Source organism: Butyricimonas sp. (assembly GCF_019423355.1).
Taxonomy (GTDB): Bacteria; Bacteroidota; Bacteroidia; order Bacteroidales; family Marinifilaceae; genus Butyricimonas; species Butyricimonas faecihominis.
Genome location: NZ_JAHZBP010000012.1, coordinates 150,210 through 168,259, shown reverse-complemented (window position 1 = coordinate 168,259; position 18,050 = coordinate 150,210). Strand labels below are relative to the sequence as shown.

Below are 18,050 nucleotides of genomic sequence, written 5' to 3'. Positions count from 1 at the left end.
TGGTAAGATGAAAAAGATAAATTTATATACAATGCTGTTAATCGCTTTATGGCTAGGCAGCTTCTTGTCTTGTGTTGAAGATAAGGGAAACAATGTGTTATCGGAAATAAATGAGATTAAAATTTCTGGTATAGAGGATCGTTATGATTTAACATCCTACTTGGAAACGCTGAATATAAAGCCGGAGATTGAATGTACTTTAAAAGATTTTTCTGAAGATAACTTGGAGTATTCGTGGTTTTTTTGTAGAGATTCGGCATCAACTTCAAATCATAGTCATGAAAAGATAAGTACAGAACGTGATCTTTCATATAAAGTTGATGTTCCACCGGGGACATACACGATCTATTTACAAGTAACGGACAAGCTCTCTGGTTTAAAATTTGAGAAAGCTTTCAAGCTTTATGCCAGTAGTCGTTTTGTTCGAGGTTTTTATCTTTATGGAGATAAAGCAGATGGTACCGTTGGGTTAGATTTTGTAAGTATGCCGGTAGGTAAAGATACGATGTTGATGAAAGATATTTTCATTAATTCTTTACAAGTAAAAGGAGCTAAAGATTTAATCTTTACTGGCCATTACAATAATGGATATAATGCTTTGTGGGCCGTTACACATGATAGTCAATACGCCATAGAATATAGTGCTCAACTGGAAAAAGTTGATATTATTCCGGACAAAAATATAGATGATCATATTTATACGACCCTTTCTTCCGTGCAAAGACCATTTCATTTGACGAATATCAGTCCGGGAACTTATGGGCCGATGTGTGTTAGTTTGAGCGGGGAAGCTCGTTCTAGATTGATTATCACGGAGAATGAAATATTTGTAGGAAATCTTTCTTTGTCCGAGGCTTATAGTAATCCGATCAATCGGGATAATGCAAATACCGACCAATTATTCAAACCTTATCCGGTCGCATTCTATTCTGCAACAGCATCTACTGTTTCGTACGCTTGCTTTTTTGATATGACGAATCGTTGTTTTAAGAAACCCGGGCATCGTGTATTGTCGAGTGCTACAAAATGTGATAAACCGTCATACGATTCCGAATCCCCTTTCTATTTTGATCAAAATAAATACACTCCCGTGCGTCAGATTGTTCATGGTGAAAATGGGTATGGGAACAATGGGCGTTCGTATGCATTGATGAACGATTCTGATGGCAATTATTTTGTGTATGCTTTTACAGCACCGACAGATTATAGCTCAGACCCGATTAAGCATTACGCCAAATCCATTGATATGTCTGTTGCAATAGATTTTGCCCGTGCAGATCATTATGCTTTCTTCTCGATGCAATCAATCATCTTGTATAGTGTAGATAGTAAATTGTATGCTTATGACTATAATCGGAATGATTGTAAATTGATAGAAGATTTTGGGGCGCAAATTACGTATTTGGCGATGGAACATCAATCTACGCTTAGTCCAACAAACTTTGTTGTTGCCACATATAGCGATTCCGGTGGAGGAGTTGTTCGTAAATATTCCATTGCAGATGATATGAATACAATTAAGGTAACCCCGCATGAGAAAGATGTTTGGGAAACGGATCTAAAAGTTGTAAAAGTTTTATGGAAGTATTCAACCTATTAAATTTTTTGATGAGAAAAGTAATATTAAGTCTATTCTTTTGTGCCTTGAACCTTGTGGTTCTGGCACAAACAGAATTTAAGAACTTGAACTATAATGATGCCTTGGCTATGGCGAAGGCTGAGGATAAAATGGTTTTCATCGATTTTTATACAGATTGGTGTGGACCTTGTAAACGCATGGCAAAAGAGGTTTTCCCTCGAAAGGAAATAGGTGATTATTTGAATTCTAGATATGTCTGTATTCAACTTAATGCAGAAAAGGATGGCAAAAATTTAGCAAAGACTTTACATGTAGATGCTTATCCAACCTTTATAGTACTTGATACTACTGGACATCCTCTCTTTCGCATTGTTGGTGGTATGGATGAAACACGATTTATTAATAGGATGGAAGAAAATATCAATCCTGAATTTTCACCTGCTCGTGTTGCAGAACGCTATGCTTCTGGGGAAAGAACGCCTAAAGTCATTGAGTTTTATGTTTCCTCTTTAATGCGAAATGGTAAATATGCAGAAGGAATTGATGTGGTAGAGGACTATTTTAATTCATTGTCTAACGAACAACGTATGAGGGAAGAAAATCTTTTTTTATATTTACGTTATACAGTGGATTGGAATAACGATCGGGCGCAATTTTTTATTGATCATCATGATGATTTTGATGGGGCTACAAAAGAGAAAATAAATAAGCATTTTATTTTTTTGTATCAAAATGAAATTAAGCGTTATTTTTTAGGTTCTATATTTCAAAATAAAGAATTTAACGATAGGCAGTATCAAATATTAAAGCAAAAAGCAATTCTTTTACCTAAGGAAATGCTTAAAGAATTAAAACCAGTTTTTAAGCTAATCGAATATAGTGCTGTTGCTGATTATGAGAAATATATTAAAACCTGTATTGTTGAATTTGATAAATTGGATATTTATAAGCAAGAGTTGCTAATTGAGAATGCTACTCGAATAATTAATAATATGAATTATACATCTCAACGGGCAATAACTAAATTCGCAAGGAATCAATTGAATAAGCGATCTCCCAAGGCTGTCATATTTACTAGTAAATTATTGGATGGTGTTCCCTAAAGTGTGTATATTTCATGGTGTGGAAAAAGTAACCTCAAATAAAAAAGAGACTCATTATGAGTCTCTTGGTGGGCGCTGAGGGATTCGAACCCCCGACCCTCTGGGTGTAAACCAGATGCTCTGAACCAGCTGAGCTAAGCGCCCGTGTTGCTTGATTGCGGATGCAAATGTAGTGCATTTTTTGAATTCTGCAAAGGATGGATTGTGTTTTTTTTCAAAAAAATAATATCCCCACACAATGAATAGGTAGAATTTATTCTATATCGATAGAAATAGAATTTTGATTAATACTTTTCTCAAGGTAATGCTATTGTATTTTATGGGTAATAATCTCCCATACTGTTTGCAAACCTCTTTCCCGGGCCTTGTTTGTCTATCGCGAAAGGGCGATGAAAGGGCGATGAAAGGGTAGTGAAAGGGACGGGGGAGATTATTACCCTAGTTAAAGGGGATGAAAACTAGGGCTGATGTGTGTGAATGGATTGTGTGATTTTGGGGTATCGGGGAGAACCAAAAGAGAAGTAAGGGAAATAGGAAGGTAATAATCCCACTCTTTCGATGATCCCTCGAAATTTATTCAGAGTTGCTGCATAGCGTGTTGTGTGAGCCACGAGTAAGCTCTGAATAAGCTCTGGGGAAGGGGTATTATTTGGGTTAGATTACTTCTTTATTTGGGTTTATTCTCTACTTCATCGGGGACTTCGCTCGGGGTATGATATACTTCCTCTCTATTTACGCTATCTTTGGTGATTACTGTATAATAAGTTACGTGTCTTTTAATTCATACGATTCTATAAGTCGGATATATGCAGGGGGCAGTTACCATCCATGTTTATCGAAGGTGAATGCTCTATGAATGCAGGATGAATGCTTCGTGGTCTAAATGAACTATAAATAGAATGATTAACAAGTTAAAATCGAGGATAGGGGTTAGATAGGGAAATGCCAGCCTTTTCCTAGGGTTATGATACCTCTCGGACGTTTCAAGTTGCTGATAAAAACGTTGTCCCGTCGGCACGTGGTGTGGGCATGGCGGGAGAGAAACTGGAGGGGAGCGATCGAGAGGTAGGTAAACCCTAGTATAACAATAGGATTGGGATAGAAATACTTGCCTCTAGTTGATTTTTGTTTTTTAATCCTTATTTTTGCGAGAAATATATGTGATTTTATCCATCTGACTATGGCCGTTGATTATGATATGAATTCGTCTGTGCTTATCGATGATTTTAATCGACGGGATAATCATGCTTTTGAATATATTTTTCTGCATCTATATGACGCCTTATATCGATTCAGTTCAAAATTATATGCGGGTACGGAAGTGGTTCCCGATGATGTCGTGCAGGATGTTTTTATGAACGTTTTAAAGTCTCGTATTTCTTTTGAATCGATGGAGCATTTGAAGGCTTATCTTTATTTGAGTGTGAAAAATTCGTACAGACGTTATTGGTCACATCAGCGACACGTGGAGAATTATGTGCAGCATATCAAGCACTTGAGCGATGAGGATATGGAGTCGGAGGTAGTTACTTCAGAGGTTATCGCCTATCTGAGTCAGGCTGTAGAGGTCTTGCCGGAAGAATATGCTGCGGTATTGCGGATGTACATAGAAGGTTATTCGCCCGTGGAGATTTCGGGACGATTGGGAATAGCCCTTAGTACGGTCTATAAGCGCAAGGATAAAGCGGTGGAGGATTTGAAAAAAGGACTTTCTTCAAATATGCTGGATTTGTTTTTATCTTTTTTATAGAATTTTTACACGTTCTCGGTAGAAAATCGGGTTGTTCAAGTATATATAGTATAGAAACAATCGGAAAAACATGAAGAATACGGGTACTGAAGAACGGGAATTACATACCGCACAAAATATAATAAATGCAGGGACGGGCCAGTCGGCAGACGTGGAGCAAATGTGTGAATGGTTCGAAAAACATCCGAAAGCGAGGAAGTTATTAACGGATGCCGAGCTGTTGGCGGGGGAGATTGCGACGATAGACCCGGAACGGAAGGAGCGTAATCTTGCCCGCCTCAGAACTCGGGTACGTGGTTACAAGCGGGCGAGGATGGTTCGATGGGCGACGATTTCCGTGGCGACATCTGCCGCGATGGTTTTGTTGTGTTTCGGAATTTTTAAATATATAGGCGTGGTTCAGCCTGAACCGGAATTGCTGGTAGCAAGCGTACCTGTTGTGAAAGATAGCGTGCCGACGTTGATATTTGCCTCCGGAGAGAAGATGGACATGACGGAATACGCGGTGAATAAAAAAGTGATTGATGTGGTTCACGTGGTAGCACGGGCAACGGATGAAACTTCTTCCGTTCTTAACGTGTACAAGGTGCCGAGAATGTTCACGAGCCGTTTGGCTTTACCGGATAGCACGATCGTGTACTTGAATTCGGATTCGGAATTGTCGTTTCCTTCCCGGTTCTCGGATTCCGTTCGGGCGGTGTCCGTTCGGGGAGAGGCTTATTTTGAGGTCCGGCATGGTGAGGTCCCGTTTGTTGTTCGGGCGAATGATGTTGAAATAAAGGTGTACGGGACAAAATTCAACGTCAGGGCTTACACGGGAAATCGGGTCGCGGCAATATTGGTGGAAGGAAGTATCGGGGTTGAATACCGGGGGTGTAACGTGATGATGCGTCCTAACGAGTTGTGCCGGGTGGATAATATAAATGGAGACATAAGTACCGAACGGGTAGATGTGGGTAAGTATATCGCGTGGACGGAAGGTATGTTTATGTTTGAACGTGACCGTCTGCAAGACATCGTGTCGGAGCTTTCCCGCTGGTACGGGATCGAGATTGTCGTGGAGGGCCAAACGTTACAGAACAGTACAATTACGGCATTTTTTGAGAGAAGTGTCTCGATCGATGAAATTATGACAACTATCGAGCAAACTATAAATGTAAAAATCACTAAAGAAGAAGGGAGGTACGTGATCCGGTAGAGAGGCTGTAAATAAAAAGGGGGATCTTCGTTTTGTAGCAATCCGAAATCCCCGCTGGTTCAAAATTTATCCATCATTACACGAGGTCAGAGGTGTGTTATGAGGGAGTAATTCAATAAAAATACTAGACACAAATTTATGGGAAATTTTATGAAAAAACTAACACGGACGCATAAATCTTTGTTTTTGCGTATGCTGTCGATACTATTGACGTGTATCGCGGTGATTTCAGTAAGCCCGTCAGGGGCTTTCGGTCAGGCGGTGGAGAAGAAAATCACGATCGATTTTAAAAACACTTCCGTCCGGCAAATTATTTACGAGTTGCGTAAGCAAAGCGGTATGAATTTCATGTTCGAGGATTCTCAGATTGATAAGATGGCGCCTAGGACATTGCAGTTGAAAAACGTTTCTGTTGAAAAGGCGTTGGACGAGTTGTTGAAGGACACGGGATACACGTACAAGATCACGGGAAATAGCGTGGCAATTGTGCGTAAGGTGGAGGATAAGCAAGTGGAGGGGCCTACTGTGTCGGGAGTGGTTACGGATAAGAATGGCGAGCCTTTGGTTGGGGTAACCATTGTTATCAAAGGAACTTACCGGGGAACGACGACGAATATAGATGGGAAATATTCTTTGGCGGGAATCCCGGCTGATGCCACGTTGATTTTTACTTTTATCGGGATGGATAGTCAGGAGGTTGCGATTAACGGTCGCCCGGAGATTGATGTACAAATGGTGGAGACGTCTACCGAGATAGAAGGGGTGGTGGTAACGGGGTATCAGAGTATCTCTAGGGAGAAAGTGACCGGGGCTACCTCGACGGTGACCTCCCGACAATTGGAGGAACGTTATACCCCGAACATCTTGGATAACCTAGAGGGACGGGTGGCCGGTTTCATGACGTATGACGGAAAAACTACGATTCGGGGGACGAGTAGTATGTATGCCGAGACGTCCCCCCTGTTGGTGGTGGATGGGCTTCCTGTTGAGGGGAAGATCGAGGATTTGAATCCTTACGACATCGAGAGCGTGACCGTTTTGAAGGATGCGGCAGCCGCAGCTATCTACGGAGCACGCGCTTCGAACGGCATCATCGTGATCACGACGAAGAAAGCGAAAAAGATCGGGGTGACCGAGATCGATTTCTCTGGGAACCTGACGATCTACGAGAAACGGAATTTGGATTATTCGGATAATTTTTACATGGAACCGGATCAACAAGTAGATAAGGAGAGCGAGTATTACGAATATTATTTCTTTAATAATCCGGATTCACCGGATCCCATAGGAACATTTGAAAGTAACTTGAATAAGTATGGAGCCATAACCCCGTTACAATATGCTTATTATCAGCGGGCAAAAGGATTGATTAACGAGAGTGAACTGGAGGAAATAAAGAATGGGCTGAAAAAAAATAACTTTGCCAAGGAGTTCGGAAAACACGCACTTCGCCGGCAATTCCTGCAACAGTACAACTTGGCGATCCGTAACCGTTCAGAAAAATTCAACTCCAATTTGGTGTTCAATTTGCGGCGGGACAACAACGGGATTATCGAATCCTACGACAACCAGATCAACATTTCCTATCGGGGTGTGTACGATATGAACAAGTGGCTGACTGTGAATTTCGGGTTCAACGGCATTATCTCCAAAGCGAAAGAGAGTGCCAGCGAGTATGCGACGAATCCATTTAACGTGCCTTCTTATTACCGGTTATTGAACGAAGACGGTAGTTATCATTATTATTCTCCTTCTAACTTCAACGAGTATTACACTTTGGATGACGAAAATTCCGCTTTGCGGACGATGGATTTTAACCACTTGGAGGAACTGGGCTATGATCATCGGGTGACGGACAGGCGTAATATGCGTTACCAGGGAGAATTGATTTTCAAGGTGATTGATGGGTTGACGGTGAATACCCAGTTTATTTACGAGACGGAACGGCAGAACGTGTCGAACTATTCCGAGGCGGAAAGTTACGTGATGCGTCATTTAAGGAATATTTATACGATACAACAGGGCTCAACGTATAGTTACATGATTCCGGAAAACGGGGGAAAACTCACGACCGAGGATACCCGCAGTGACTATTGGACTGTGCGGGGACAGTTGAATTTCCAGCGCACGTTTGCCGAAAAACATGCCGTTGATTTTTTGGGCGGTTTCGAATTCCGGGAGACTAAAAATCAAGGTACCAAGGGAATATTACTGGGGTATGATGACTTGTTGCAATCCGAGGCAACGACAGGCGTAAGTTTTCCCGACCTTTACGCTTATAAATACACCTCTTTCTTCGCACCGGGTTATCCTGCAGAACAATATGGATATAGTACTTATATCGAACCGTATATTGGTTTGGTACCCGAGGAGTATCATCGTTATGCTTCCGGGTATGCGAATATCACCTACACGTACGACAATCGATTTAATGCTTTCGCCTCTTTCCGGAAAGATTATGCCGACCTCTTCGGGGCGAATGCCAAGTTTAGGGGCAAACCGTTGTGGTCCGTCGGGGCGAGTTGGAATCTTTCGAACGAGGCCTTTTTGCAGGAGACGGTATGGGTGAGCAGCTTGAAATTGAGAACCAGTTACGGGGTAACGGGAAATATTTATCAGGGAGCGACCAGCTATATGACCGCCTCGACGGGGAACGTGAATCCTTACACATTGAAACCTCAGGCATCGATCAGTTCACCTGCCAATCCCAATTTGAAGTGGGAGAAAACGGCAACGTTGAACGTGGGAGTCGATTTCACCTTCCTTGAGCATCGTTTGCGCGGTTCGTTGGACTATTACTATAAAAAGGGGACGGATATTTTTTCCATGAAGTCGTTGGATATTTCCAAAGGTTTTTCCTCGATGAACATGAACATGGCGGACATGAAAAATACAGGGATCGAGGTCGCCTTGTCATACGATTGGTTCCGTCCGTCCGATGCGGGAGATTTCTCTTGGACTTCCTCGTTGACCGCAGCGTATAATAAGAACGAGATCATCTCGATGGAGGTGCAAGCTACTTCCGCCTGGGAAGTGATAGATTCGGGATTTAAACCCGGTTACCCGACGAGTGCGTTTTTCTCGTACCGCTTTTCCCGTTTGAGACCGGTAGGTTTCGATGGGGCGAACACGGAAGAGGTCGGACAACCGTTGTGGTGGACGTCTGACGGACGGGAGGTGGATGATATCCAGAACGCTAGTCCCAGTTCGTTGGTGTATAGCGGGCAGAGCGACCCGAAAGTGAATGTAGCATTGGACAATACGTTGCGCTACAAAGGATTCAGTTTGAATTTTATGCTAGTGTACTATGGTGGGCATAAGATGCGCGTGCGGCAATATTATCAAATGTTTGATTTACCCTTCGGTCCGCTTGCTGATTTTTATACCAACAGTTGGACCCCGGAAAACACGGACACGAATGTACCGGGAATCGGACAATATGGGACAAGCTCTTTACAGCCTTCCATGATCGAAAATACGGATATCTTCGTGCAACCGGCGAACTTTATCAAGATTCGAAACCTTACGTTCGGGTACGATGTTCCGAAGGAATTCATTCGGCAAATCGGTTTGAATAATTTGCAATTGCGTTTCCAAGTGAATAATTTGCCTGCCCTGTGGAAGAAAAACAACGTGAAGGTTGATCCTGAAACATTGGGTATCCGAAGACAAGTCACCTACGTGTTGGGTCTTAATTTTAACTTCTAATATTTCTATTTATGAAAAGCAAGATATATTCCTTACTATTGTTTTTTGGCTTAATTGGGGCGGGGTGTTCCGATTTCACGGAGATCGATCCCAAGGGCAAAAACACGCTGAACCGTATGGAGGACTTGGATCTGGTGTTGAATTATACCTATTCTCTTTCAGTGTCTGAAGTATGTTATTTTGTAAATGATGAGTTCCCGGGATTTACAAATATTCCCACATTAATAAATCAGAATATCAAAACATTAGAATATGCCTATTTTACTTGGGATGAATCGGTGGATCGGGTTACTTTGACAGAGTCAGATTATAAATACACGAGGCTTTATGAGATTATCGGGCAAGTAGCTAACCCGGTGTTGTTGAATGTTGATGTGGCTTCCGGCGATCGAGTGTTGGCAGATCGGCTGAAAGCCGAGGCGTTGGTCTTGCGAGCTTGGTGTCACTACCTGCTGGTTAATTTTTACGCGAAAGCATACAACCCGGCGACGGCGGAAACGGATCCGGGGATCGTGTACGCTTTGGAAACAGATGATATGGCGGCACCGAACGAGAAGTTGACCGTGGCAAAGGTGTACGAGATGATTCTGGCGGATCTCAATGCTGCCCTTGATTTAGGAAGTTTGCCGGTCGTTCCGAATAAAATGCGGGTCGGGTTGTCGTTTGCCTATGCGGTAAAAGCTAAAGTATTGATGTCCATACGGGATTATGACGGGGCCTTTGCTGCTGCCGAGGAATCATTGAAATTAAATAACTCCATCGATAATTATTACGATCTGATTGCACCGGAAACGATGTTAGGTACCGGGATGTTGGAGTTTACGCGCCCTTATTTTACTTGCGAGGAGGAACTTTTTGAAACTCCGTCGATGTATTTATCGGTGGCTTTTACTCCTGAAATGTGGAACGCTTTTGAAGAGGGACATATTATTCCGGATTATATACTGACGGATGAGTCGATTTTGGGTTATCCTGCTGAAGGTAATATGTATTACGGATTGGATGTTCCTGTACTTTATAGCTTTAATGTTTATTATAGTCCCTTCGGCTTAACGACGGTGGATATGTACTTGGTGCAGGCGGAGTGCTACATTCGAGAAGGAAATCTGACAGATGCGATGGACTTGTTGAACCGGATTCGGGAAAAACGAATTTCTGTAGATAAATATGTAGAAAAGACGGCAGCCACCTCGACAGAGGCGTTTGCTTACTTGAAGCAGGTGTCGCGGACGGAGAATTTCGCCACGCCTAAGAATTACATTAACCTGAAACGTTGGAACACGGAAGCCGCTTACCAGGAGACGCTTCGCCGCGTGATCGAGTACACGGAGAATACGTACGACGAGAGTGGAAGCGTGATTGACTCCAAAGAGTGTGTCCGGGAGTATATTCTTGCCCCGGATTCCCCGTTATGGATTTTCCCGTTCCCGCAGAACGCAACGCTCCATAATCCGAACTTAACTCAAAATTACGAGTAAAAAAATTAAAATTGTGCTTGTTCGTGTTGTATGTAAATTTAAATAATAAGAAAATGAAACATCTGATTTTAATAGGTTTCCTGCTTCTCGTTGTCGGCTTGCAAGCGGGGATCAAAAAAAGCAATTTGAAAATACTTTACGTGGGCGGTTCACCGGATATAAATACTATCTCGGAAAAGATCGATTCATTGACGGTGACGCAAAGTGTCACTCGTCGTATGGCATCGTTCGAAAAAATGTTGAAACAGTACTTCAAACAGGTGATGGTGATCCGGGCGGAAGATTACCGGGCATCATTGTCCGATGATTATGACGTGACGATCATGGACGGGAGACCCCGGGAGATCGAACCGGAAGTCCGGAAAACAGATGCTGCGGGAAGGATCGTGGAGTACAAGAGACCGGGGTATTTGCCGTATGATTTCGACCGTCCCATGCTGATGATCGCGGAGATGAGCAGCCTCCTCGGTTCCCGGATCGGGTTGAAGACCGATTGGTATTGTCTTTGCCTGGATGCGGATGCTCATCACATCCGGATGGATCATCCCGTGTTCAACGGCCCGTTTCCCATGAAAATGACGATAAAGATGAAACCCACGCCGGAAGCGGCTAGAGATTTGCCTTATTTCAAAGGCGGATTCGCCCCGGATTCCCTGCCGATGTGGCGAGTACAGAAAGAGGGCTACAGCACGAAACCCGGCGTGCGAGTTGGTATGGTTTCCCGTCCCGGTGGATTCGAGGACTCTCCCGAGGCAGAGGTGATCTCTGGTGGAGTGTCTGCCAAAACGTTGGATGCCGTGGCGATCGGTCGGCACGGGAACTTTCTGCACTGGGGGTTCGCAGCCTCGCCTGCGGATATGACAGAGGAAGCGAAGACCGTGTTTGCCAATGCTGTCGTTTATATTTCTCAATTCGCAGGGCAGACCCCGATAGCCCGGAAATATGATGACGGAATCATCACGCGCGATGGCTTGCGGATGTTAGCGTATACAGCTACTTACGCCTGTTTCGAAAGTTTGTTGAAAGCAGAGCAAGAATCCCAAAAAATGATGGAACAGATGAAACAGACCGCCTTGGAGAAACAGTCGAAGGGGGAGGAATTGAACTCATTGGAACAGATGTGTTTAAATTACCGTGCTTCAGAGCCGAGGAGTTATGAGGAGAATTTGCAGGAGCGATTCCCGGAGTTATACCTTCTATTCGGTGCGGACGAGAAAGGGTATGCCGATTACTTTGCGAATAACGCTGATTATTTTATGCCGAAACCGGGGAGTTACGGATTTATCATCGACGAGGATGCCCGGAGTTTGGGCATTTCGAATAAAGATCCTCGAATCCTGGATCAAGCCATTTGCTTGATGGAAGAAGGGACGAATGCGGCGAAAGGGGAACGCTTGCTGAAACGTTACACGTTATGTCATTTCGAGACTGCGGCTGAATGGCGCAGTTGGTTCGAGGCAAACAAATCCCGATTGTTCTTCACGGAATCCGGTGGATGGGTGTTTATGGTGAACACGAGAGATAAAAACGTGGCAGGGAACGATTATCCTGTCGAGAGCGCAAAATCCCCAGTCAAACCGGAAGAAATCGCGGAGACGGATGATCAGAACCCCGTGCGATGGGGTATTACCGAGGAACGCTTGCCGAACGGGAACCGTCAAATTGTCCTCAGGGCGAAGATCCATCTCGGGTATCACATCTATGCCTGCGTGGCAGAGAGTGATCCCTTTATTCCCACTACCGTTGAATTTCGTTTGCCGGATGGAGCGGTGAAAGTGGGCGATTTAAAACAGTCTTCAGGGAAAGCCTATAATAATGCCGGAACGGTGGTGTACGAGAAAGAAGCGGTGTTCCGCCAAGAAATCAAGGGGAGCGGTAAAATAACTTGCGTGGTCGGTTACCAATGTTGTAATGATCAGATTTGTATGCCCCCGGCAGAGGTGGAATTGAAAGTGAAATGATACAAATAGGATGTTATGAATAAATTGATATTTATATTTGTTGTGATCATGATGATCTCTTGTTCTCCCAAAGGTTGGGTGATTCAAGGAAATATCTCCGGAGACGAGGCGGAAGGGAAGACCGTTTATCTTTACAAGGGTGTTACTTTTTATAAAATAGTGGTGGATAGTGCGGTGATAAAGGATGGCCGCTTTGAATTCCACGATGAAAAATTGGTGTCCCCCGATCTTTACACGATCATGTTTTTCCCAGATGATACTCGGGGAATAATGGGAGACCGCGGTTATGCTTTTCGCCCTGTTATCCCAGTTTTTCTTGATGAAGGTACTTACGAGATTCGAGCAGAATGGGATAAAATTCCGATGGAGGATTTAAACGGGACGTTTGATTATTCCGGATTGAAGATTACCGCCCCGGAGCCGATGATGTTTTACATGGAATATTCTGATAAAATGAAAACATTGCGAGACGCCGAGGGAAAAGCATGGAGGGATTATAGTGCTTATTTGCAGGGTGAGAACGGAAAGCAAGTGTCCGAGGGGATAAAAGCTGTAAACGGAATAGACCGAGAGACGGAACTAGCGAAAGTGTTTGTCCGGGAGTTCATAAAACGGAATGCAGGGAATGCTGTCGGATTATTCGTTCTCGAGGATAATGCCGGACGATTCACCGTGTCGGAGTTAGATGATATAATGGAATCTTTCCCGATTGAAACGAGAAATAGCGTGTATGGGAAAAAAGTGTGGGATAAGGTAAATGCCGTTAAACAAACGGCCGTTGGTGCGCGATATGTTGACTACTCGTTTCAGGATATTGATGGAAATCCTTTCAAATTGTCCGATCTTGTGGGAAAAGGGAAATACGTGTTGTTAGAATTCTGGGCATCTTGGTGTGGACCGTGTAAAGCGGATATTCCGCATTTGAAGGAAGTGTATGAACTTTATCACCCGTTGGGTTTCGAGGTGGTTAGCATCTCGATGGATAATGATAAAGATAAATGGGTACAGGAGGTGGAAAGACAACAAATGTCTTGGTTACAAGTGTCTGATTTGAATGCGTTTAATGGAGAACTTTCCAAGTTTTATAACTTTCAGGGAATTCCGGCTTGCGTTTTAGTTGGTCCTGACGGAACGATCGTTGATCGCAATATGCGCGGATCATGGATGGATCGGAAGTTGATCGAGTTGTACGGGAATCATTTTGGCGAGAAGTATTAGAAATAGTTAGAAGAATAAGGATGAGAAAATTGCAGCTTATCGGGCTATTTTTGTTTACGATTGCAAGTTCCGTTTTCGCACAGACAACCGGTCAGTACGTGTTGAAAGGCGAACTACGTAATTACGACAAGGAAAATATTTACTTGATCTACGGACTTGTTTTTGACGGGATTACTTTCGTGGATAACGCTACGATAAAGGACGGGAGATTTGTTATCACGGGTGAGGTTGAACAACCGCTGGCGGCATTCCTTTCTTCTGGACACCGTATTGATTACATGGCGGACATTATGTTCTATATTGAAGAGACTTAGAATTCAGCCCCTACGTGGGGAGACCGAGAATATTACACATTAACCGGTTTGCCGGATGTGCGATGATGCGAAGGTTTATAATGAGAAAATACGCCCCTTATATGCTAGAATGGAACCTTATCGAAGCGTGACGCAAGCTGATTTAACAGAGGACGAAAAGGCCAAGATTGCCGTTTTGACAGCAGAAATAAGATTGAAAAGCTTGAATGTCATGCGGAAATACGTAGAAGAGCATCCTGACTCGTATTTTGTGATATCTACGTTACGGGGGCTTTGGCTTTTATTCCACTAGAAGAGATTGAACAATTGTATAATCGAATGGAGGAGCCTGTGCAGAATTCGTATGACGGGAAAAATGTCGCCGCCTTCCTGCGTAATGCAAAAGGTTTGATACCGGGGAGTGTAGCCCCAGAAATCGAAGGTACGGATATTAACGGAAAAATATTTTGCTTGGAAAATCTGAAGGGTAAATATATTATTCTGGATTTCTAGGCGAGTTGGTGTGTACCGTGTCGGAAAGGTAATCCTCATTTATTGGCCTTGTATAAGAAATATCATGATAAAGGGTTGGAGGTTGTTTGCGTGGCAAGTGACGATAACCGTCCGGTGTGTTGGTATAAAGCCGTAAAAGAAGATGGACTCGAGATGTTTCATCATCTTCTTTCCGGACGAAATGTTGCTATCGACGGTTCTTTCGATACGGTAAATGATCGTTCTTACAAGTATAATGTGAAATATCTTCCGACTAAATTTCTGATCGATTCCGAAGGAAAGATCGTGGGCAATTTGAGGAGAAGGAATTGGATCAAAAGTTGAGTGAAATATTCGGTTTTTAATAATATAAGGAAAAAACTTCTCGTAAATTGAACACACGCAGTATCATCCCTTTTCTCCATCTTGTAAAGGGGAAAGGGGGGGATTTATTTTTAGATTGTTTTTGTTACTTACGACAAAAATGAGGATTTTGTGATATTTTATAAATACTGTCAAGAATCTTGTTTCTTTTCAACTTTATTGATGAAGATGGTTTCGAATAGTTCCCCCCGGGTAAGTTTCCCGTTTTGCAGGCAAATAGCCTCGATTCGTCCTTTGGCGCATAGAATGTTTTCGGGGAGTTTGTAGATGTCCTCGAAGAATACCAGCTTGATACCTTCTCTTTGGTAGGCAACTTGGACGACAAAGCGGTCGCTGCCGCGAAGGGAGTGTTTGTAGGAAATGTCGATGCGGGAGACCATTACGTCGATGCCTTGGTCGTGCAGGGCGGAAAAACTGGTTCCGGTGGTTTCCAAAAATTCGTGACGGGCGTGTTCCATGTAGTGTTGATAGTTGGAATTATTGACCACGCCTTGCAGGTCACATTCGTAGTCCCGTACTTTCATCTCTATTTCAAATGCGTAATCTTTCATGATTATAAGCCTATAAATTCGGGTACAAACTTAGGTAAAATCTGTGATACTCGTTATGTTTTTTTTTGATGTTACGAAATATAATTAGAGAAAAACGGGATTTAGTCGAATTATGATTCGTGATTTGGAAATTTGTTTTTTTCAGCATTTATAAGCCTAATGATTCGTTGATAAGGATAATTTTGATTCGTTTTTGGGGGAGTGATTTTTCCGTGATGGTCCACGTGTTGCACAGGCGGTCGGCACTTTGACAATTCATGCAGGTTCTTGTCGTTTGGCAAGGGGTATGCAAGTGAGGGTGGCGAATGGCGTTGAGTGGGGCAGCTATCGTGCGAATACGCTCCATGGCTTGCTCGATGTCATCCGTGATTTTGTTGGTACCGATGAACAGAATGACGTGTTCCGGCCCGAAGGTGATGCCTGCTACCCGGTTACCTACCATGTCCACGTTGACAAGTTGCCCTTGGCGGGTGAGGGCATTAGTACCCGTGACGAATAAATCGGCGAGGAGGGCTTGGCGGCGCCAGTATGTTTTCTGGGCCCGGCTGTAACCGTCTTGAAAAGTCCGGATGAGAATGCATTCCGGTCGTTGCTCGATCTCGGAAAGAATTCCCGTGGCTTTCATCGTTTCGGAGTCTCCCCATGAAATAGTGGTCGGTTTTATCTTGTCAAAAATTTCTTGAAAGAAAATGTCTCTAGCCTCTTGCCGGTTGTTGGCGAAGTAAACTTCGAAATGGTTTCTTTCCAAGGCTTTTATGGTTTGATCGATAATTGCTTGTTCCATATTTCATTATTTTGGTTCGAGGGGTAAAGATAAAGATAAAAAATGAGAGAACGAGTCGGGTGGTTCCGAAAGCTACAAGTATGTGATGGTTGAAACAATAGATATTCTTATAATTGTTTGGTTGTTTTAATGAAAGCTGTTAAATTTTATAATAGACAGAAAGAAATAGCTACCTTAAAAGAAATAGAGCAGAACTCTTCCAAGTCATCTCAGATGACTATAATGGTAGGTAGAAGACGTGTTGGCAAAACAACTCTTCTTAAACGTGCATTTGAGAAAAAGTCGGTATTGTATTTCTTTGTAGCAAAGAAAAATGAGGTGCTGTTATGTGAAGAATTTACTCGTGAAGTAGAAGATAAGTTAGGAGTGGCTTTGGGACGTTTCCAGAATTTTGCATCTCTATTCAAGGCAATTATGGTGCTATCAAGTGAAAGAAATTTCACGTTGATTATTGACGAATTTCAAGAGTTTACCAGTCTAAATAAGTCCGTATTCAGTGATATGCAGAATATTTGGGACACTTACAAGGATCAAGGCCATATAAACTTGGTCCTCTGTGGTTCGATATATTCAACGATGAAAAGAATTTTTGAGAATTCAAAAGAGCCATTGTTTGGTAGAGCCACATCAAAAATGACCATTAAGCCGTTTGACATCGCAACTATCAAAGAGATATTGGCAGATCACAACCCCGATTATAAGCCCGATGATTTACTTGCTTTTTATATGGTTACAGGTGGTGTGGCTAAATACATAGAACAACTAGTTCAATTTCAGGCCTTAACCAAAACTAGGATTCTGGACGCCATATTCAAGGAAAATTCTTATTTTCTGAATGAGGGTAAAGATGTTTTAATAGATGAGTTTGGCAAAGATTATGGTAATTATTTTTCTATCCTTTCTTTAATAGCTTCTTCCAAAACAGAACGTGGCGAAATGGAGAGCATTTCTAGAAATGCCTGTTGGTGGTTATTTAGATAAACTTGAAAAGGAGTATAATATTATCAAGAGGGTACGCCCCTTCGGTGCTAAAGAGGGTAGCCGTAACAATAAATATCTGATTGAAGATAATTTCTTAAATCTTTGGTTCCGTTTTATTTATAAATATCGTAGTGCCATTGAGATTGGCAACTTGGACTATGTGCGTAACATAATGGAAAGGGATTATGATACATTCAGCGGGATTATATTAGAAAAATATTTCCGGGCAAAAATGATTGACTCTATGGAGTACTCGGATATTCAAGGCTATTGGAATAATAAAGGAGAAGATGAAATAGACATTGTTGCTGTGAATGAGTTTGAAAAACGTATTGTTTTTTGTGAGATCAAGAGAAATCCTAAGCGAATTAGCTTACCCATCCTTGAAGAGAAATCAAAAAACATCGTGAAAAAATTTTCTAAGTTTACGGTAGAGTACAAAGGCTTATCTTTAGAAGATATGTAGAGTTTGATTACTGGATGATGTGATTAAATCTCTTGTGAGGAAGAAATCTATGAATTGTTGATTTTTTTGTATTTTTGCAGGGTATTCTAATTCTATACAATTAA

The 18,050-nt window shown here is 42.6% G+C and carries 13 protein-coding genes, 1 tRNA gene and 2 pseudogenes; 13 read left to right on the top strand and 3 right to left on the bottom strand.

Features of this window, described 5'->3' with window-relative positions; translation table 11 throughout:
* Positions 1 to 7 precede the first annotated feature (7 nt).
* Together QVC79_RS15670 and QVC79_RS15665 are read left to right on the top strand one after the other, a co-directional pair.
* Complete coding sequence (locus tag QVC79_RS15670; protein WP_270595492.1) at positions 8 to 1,600, top strand: PKD-like family lipoprotein; 1,593 nt, start codon at positions 8 to 10, stop codon at positions 1,598 to 1,600.
* A gap of 8 nt (positions 1,601 to 1,608) precedes the next feature.
* Positions 1,609 to 2,682, top strand: coding sequence for a thioredoxin family protein (locus QVC79_RS15665; protein WP_270595493.1), 1,074 nt, complete (start codon positions 1,609 to 1,611; stop codon positions 2,680 to 2,682).
* Between the two features lie 66 nt (positions 2,683 to 2,748).
* Here the strand turns inward: QVC79_RS15665 and QVC79_RS15660 are convergent.
* Positions 2,749 to 2,826, bottom strand: a tRNA-Val gene (locus QVC79_RS15660).
* A 1,036-nt stretch (positions 2,827 to 3,862) separates the two neighbouring features.
* On the opposite strand from QVC79_RS15660, the gene QVC79_RS15655 reads away from it, so the two are divergent.
* From QVC79_RS15655 to QVC79_RS15610, 10 genes and pseudogenes are all read left to right on the top strand, one after another.
* Complete coding sequence (locus QVC79_RS15655) at positions 3,863 to 4,432, top strand: RNA polymerase sigma factor (RefSeq protein ID WP_270595494.1); 570 nt, start codon at positions 3,863 to 3,865, stop codon at positions 4,430 to 4,432.
* A 70-nt stretch (positions 4,433 to 4,502) separates the two neighbouring features.
* On the top strand, positions 4,503 to 5,630 hold the full coding sequence (locus QVC79_RS15650; RefSeq protein WP_270595495.1) for a FecR family protein: 1,128 nt from the start codon (positions 4,503 to 4,505) through the stop codon (positions 5,628 to 5,630).
* 150 nt (positions 5,631 to 5,780) lie between these two features.
* On the top strand, positions 5,781 to 9,338 hold the full coding sequence (locus tag QVC79_RS15645; RefSeq protein ID WP_270595496.1) for a SusC/RagA family TonB-linked outer membrane protein: 3,558 nt from the start codon (positions 5,781 to 5,783) through the stop codon (positions 9,336 to 9,338).
* 11 nt (positions 9,339 to 9,349) lie between these two features.
* Complete coding sequence (locus QVC79_RS15640; protein WP_270595497.1) at positions 9,350 to 10,816, top strand: RagB/SusD family nutrient uptake outer membrane protein; 1,467 nt, start codon at positions 9,350 to 9,352, stop codon at positions 10,814 to 10,816.
* Positions 10,817 to 10,869: 53 nt separating this feature from the next.
* Positions 10,870 to 12,777: a protein-disulfide reductase DsbD domain-containing protein gene (locus QVC79_RS15635; protein ID WP_270595498.1), complete on the top strand. Its 1,908-nt coding sequence runs from the start codon at positions 10,870 to 10,872 to the stop codon at positions 12,775 to 12,777.
* A 15-nt stretch (positions 12,778 to 12,792) separates the two neighbouring features.
* Entirely contained in the window at positions 12,793 to 13,995 is a 1,203-nt protein-coding gene (locus tag QVC79_RS15630) for a TlpA disulfide reductase family protein (RefSeq protein WP_270595499.1), read from the top strand.
* Between the two features lie 20 nt (positions 13,996 to 14,015).
* A complete protein-coding gene (locus QVC79_RS15625) occupies positions 14,016 to 14,309 on the top strand; it encodes a DUF4369 domain-containing protein (RefSeq protein ID WP_270595500.1) in 294 nt (97 codons plus the stop codon).
* 55 nt (positions 14,310 to 14,364) lie between these two features.
* A complete protein-coding gene (locus QVC79_RS15620) occupies positions 14,365 to 14,601 on the top strand; it encodes a hypothetical protein (RefSeq protein ID WP_287642516.1) in 237 nt (78 codons plus the stop codon).
* A 26-nt stretch (positions 14,602 to 14,627) separates the two neighbouring features.
* Positions 14,628 to 14,801 (top strand): peroxiredoxin family protein, encoded by a 174-nt coding sequence (locus tag QVC79_RS15615; protein WP_270595501.1) that lies wholly within the window; start codon positions 14,628 to 14,630, stop codon positions 14,799 to 14,801.
* Positions 14,802 to 14,816: 15 nt separating this feature from the next.
* A pseudogene (locus tag QVC79_RS15610) lies at positions 14,817 to 15,125 on the top strand (TlpA disulfide reductase family protein); the annotation flags it as partial.
* 170 nt (positions 15,126 to 15,295) lie between these two features.
* Here QVC79_RS15610 and QVC79_RS15605 read toward each other — a convergent pair.
* Together QVC79_RS15605 and QVC79_RS15600 are read right to left on the bottom strand one after the other, a co-directional pair.
* Positions 15,296 to 15,715 carry an acyl-CoA thioesterase gene (locus tag QVC79_RS15605; RefSeq protein WP_270595502.1) on the bottom strand — a complete coding sequence of 140 codons (420 nt, stop codon included), beginning with the start codon at positions 15,713 to 15,715 and terminating at the stop codon, positions 15,296 to 15,298.
* Positions 15,716 to 15,863: 148 nt separating this feature from the next.
* Positions 15,864 to 16,499, bottom strand: coding sequence for a lactate utilization protein (locus QVC79_RS15600; RefSeq protein WP_124317285.1), 636 nt, complete (start codon positions 16,497 to 16,499; stop codon positions 15,864 to 15,866).
* A 129-nt stretch (positions 16,500 to 16,628) separates the two neighbouring features.
* Here QVC79_RS15600 and QVC79_RS15595 point away from each other — a divergent pair.
* Positions 16,629 to 17,946, top strand: a pseudogene (locus tag QVC79_RS15595) (ATP-binding protein).
* The last annotated feature ends 104 nt before the right edge of the window (positions 17,947 to 18,050 follow it).